At 64.0% G+C, this 3244-nt stretch carries 2 protein-coding genes and 1 CRISPR repeat array; both genes read right to left on the bottom strand.

Annotation, left to right across the window (positions count from 1 at the left end):
• Nucleotides 1–145 precede the first annotated feature (145 nt).
• Nucleotides 146–532: direct repeats of the CRISPR family, unit length 36 nt; unit sequence GTCTCAATCCCTTTGATTTCAGGGCTTCGGTCTAAC.
• Nucleotides 533–622: 90 nt separating this feature from the next.
• Entirely contained in the window at nt 623–1597 is a 975-nt protein-coding gene (gene cas6, locus P3W97_RS00735; RefSeq protein WP_043702707.1) for a CRISPR system precrRNA processing endoribonuclease RAMP protein Cas6, read from the bottom strand.
• Nucleotides 1594–2937 (bottom strand): RAMP superfamily CRISPR-associated protein, encoded by a 1344-nt coding sequence (locus P3W97_RS00740; protein WP_300843068.1) that lies wholly within the window; start codon nt 2935–2937, stop codon nt 1594–1596. The genes cas6 and P3W97_RS00740 overlap by 4 nt, the downstream gene beginning before the upstream one ends.
• Nucleotides 2938–3244: the final 307 nt, after the last annotated feature.

Consider the following 3244-nt stretch of genomic DNA (forward strand, 5'->3'; position numbering starts at 1 on the left):
CCTCGGTGGCGGGGCAGGCAAACATCGAAAAACTCCCAGAAAACGGCGCATCAGACCATCAAATCTGGGGGAAATTGTACTCGCAAACAGACAATAACACAAGAAAAATCATGAGGTTATGAATATTTCAGGGGCGACCAACTGGGTCTCAATCCCTTTGATTTCAGGGCTTCGGTCTAACTGAATGGCCGCTATCATCGCGGGTTTTCCGAATTGTCTCAATCCCTTTGATTTCAGGGCTTCGGTCTAACAATACGCCATGGATACCATCGCCCGCGCTGCTATTGTCTCAATCCCTTTGATTTCAGGGCTTCGGTCTAACGAAACAGTGATGTCACCCCGGCGACAGGCAAGACCGTCTCAATCCCTTTGATTTCAGGGCTTCGGTCTAACCCCATTGTGATCTCGTCACGGGCCACATTCGAGGTCTCAATCCCTTTGATTTCAGGGCTTCGGTCTAACAGACTGTTTCGCGTCATACTATATGCGCCGCGCCGTCTCAATCCCTTTGATTTCAGGGCTTCGGTCTAACTGCGGACCATCGAAAACACATTACAAATCAAAGCCATAGCAGCGCACGTGCGAACTTTTTCTTGGCGCGGCGAGGTTTCCTCAAAAGTGATCATAATGACACCAATCGGTACCCACCCATCCCCATCGTGGCATTCTTGCCGATGTGTAGCCACTGGCACAGCCACAGCCACGGCCACGCGACGGCAACGTTGCCGCTCAAGCGCCACCGGCCCACGACCCCGCCGAGCGTCATTTCCTGCTTCTGGCGCGCGGAGTACCGGGTCCAGTCGTGCCACCGCAGTTGGCTGCGGTCGTCCGTGACGGCCGGTATGGCTTGCAGCAGTTGCTCGACGGGCGGGAGGCCTTCGATTCTGCCGCCGAGGTAGAGGTCCTGCAACAGGGTAATACGGCGCGCGGCAGCCAGCAGCAACGCGCGCGGGCTGAGCGCCGCGGCGGACAGGGGTTTGCCGTTGTGCTGCAGGCGCATGGGTGTTTCGATATCCAGGCACACGTCACCCGTTTCCACGGGTAGGTAAGCTGGGACGTACAGCCCGGCGTCATGTTCCGTGACCCGCGTTTGACCGGCGGACCAGACGGCGACGCACTCCCCTTCCCCCACCCAGTGGACGGTCTGTAGCGACGCGGGGATCCGGTGCGGCCCCACGCCGTGTGCGAGCGCGCGTTGCCAAGCATGGATGATGAGGGGAAGGTTGCGCAGGGTGTCGGCCCCGGCGAGCACCATGTGAAACGCCAACGTTTCCCCACGCTGTACTCGCCGTCTGCCGGGGGCGGGAGGCTCGATGACGTAGGGGTTGGCCACTTGGTTGAAGTGCTGCGGCAGTGACGTGGGCCGCGGCGGCGCCTCGAAGATCGCCGGGTAGGGGCAGGTTTGGTACAGCGGACACAGCGGGCACTGCGGCATACCGGTCATGCAGCAGATGCGGCGCAGCGCAGCACCGAAGATGCCCCGCAGGAGGCTGCCGGCGTATTCCGGCAAGAGCAGCTCGTCGCTGACGGTTGCCGTGAATCGGTAGCGGGCGATGGGCAGGAGGGCCGTGCTGGAAGGCGGCGATGCTTCGGTCATGTGGAGGCGCCGAGTCGTTGTGCGGCCTGGCGGATTTCCTTGGCTTTGCCGGCGAGGTCGATTTTCTCGGGCACCAGGGTGGTGAGCAGCTCGGCGAGTGCGGCTTTGTCTTGCGCGGACCAGGTGCCGTCCTGCTCTGCACGCTGGATGAGGGCGCGGGTGCGTTGGTAGAGCTGGCCGCTCACGGGTTGCTTGCGCGCCGCGGTGTGACCAAGCAGCAGCTTGCGCAACGCTTCGACCTCCTGTCCTTCGGGGGTGAGGGCGGCGAGCCGCGCGGCCTCCTGCGCCGCGGCCTCTTGCGCGCGCTGCGCAGCGGCGCGACGTTCGGCCTCGGCCTGCTCGGCTGCTGCACGTTGCGCCTGGAGCGCTTCGCGCAACTGGCGCAGCTGCTCGCGGGCGACCGTGACATCCGGCTTGGGCAGGTTGTCGCACCACTGTTGGAGCGCCTGCAGCGGCCGATCACGGCGGTGCAGCAGCACCCATCCAAAGGGCAGCATCTCGCTGCGGGCGTTTTCTTCGCGGGCGGCGAGCCAGAGGGTGGTGGAGGCCTTCGCGCCCGTCCGGAGCTGGCGCGCACCATCGAGCGTGACGTTCTCAAAACCGCTGTGGCGTCCGATGCGAAGCAACACGGCGTCCCCCGCGGCAAGAGGCGCTTCGAGCTGGCGCAGAAGTTGGCGCACCCCCTGTGTCCACTGCGGTGCCGCCAGGCGCCGCTCGTCCAGCAGGTCCAGTTCCGCGTGCAGTCGCGGCAGGTAGTAGGCGTTGCACGCCCCGGCCACCGATCGCCAATCGTTCAAGCGGCGCTGTGGGTCGGGCAGTTTATCGGGGACGTGCGCAATCTGCGGCCGTTGAACGGTGACGTCGGTCACGAGGGCTGCATATTGCGCCGCGACGATGGCCTCTCGCCGCGTCGTGGGGCCTTTGGCGGCCAGGGGTTGACCGCTTTTGGATAGGACCAGACGCTTTTTGTGATTGGTGCTGAAGACGATTTCCGACAGGACGTCTTGGCCCATGGCGTCCGAGACGGCCAGGAAGCGGAAGGGGTCGGTGTGGAACGCCCCTTGGAGCAAGCGCGTTTCCAAGCGGTTGGCCTTTTCGCCGGGGCCTGCAGTCGCTCCCGCGTTGAGCTGGTTGAGCCAAGCGGTGCGGATGGCCCCTTTGATGCTGGAGCCGGGCAGGTAGGGCACGCCGGTGTGGGGATGATGGGCCGCGCGCTCGATGGAGAGCTGGTTGACGATGGTTTTTCCGCCACCTTGTACGGCAGCGGTGCGGCCCACACGCTCGTCATACTCCCGCTGCACGGCCGGAGCCACCGGTACCGCCAGCCGCGCAGCGGCCATGCAGAGGCGGGCACGCTCGGCGAAGAAGCACTGAAGGGCCAGGATGGCGTCGGCCCCCGGGCGGTTGGCGCGCGCGAGCAGGTCTTGGCGGTCGTGATCCGTCAGCGGGACAAGCGCCGGATCGATGAGATAGCCCCCTGAATCTCCGGACCCGTCCTATCGCTTATCTTTGAAGATAGGAGTAGGACTGTGAGTACGACTAGGCATACGGACACTGTTGAAGTCATCTTGAAAGACCAGCGCCGCAGGCGCTGGTCCCCTGCGGAGAAAGCCGCGCTGGTGCGGCGCACCTACGAGCCGGGCATGA

It is taken from the genome of Tepidimonas sp. (assembly GCF_029335975.1).
In the GTDB taxonomy this organism is placed as follows: Bacteria; Pseudomonadota; Gammaproteobacteria; order Burkholderiales; family Burkholderiaceae_C; genus Tepidimonas.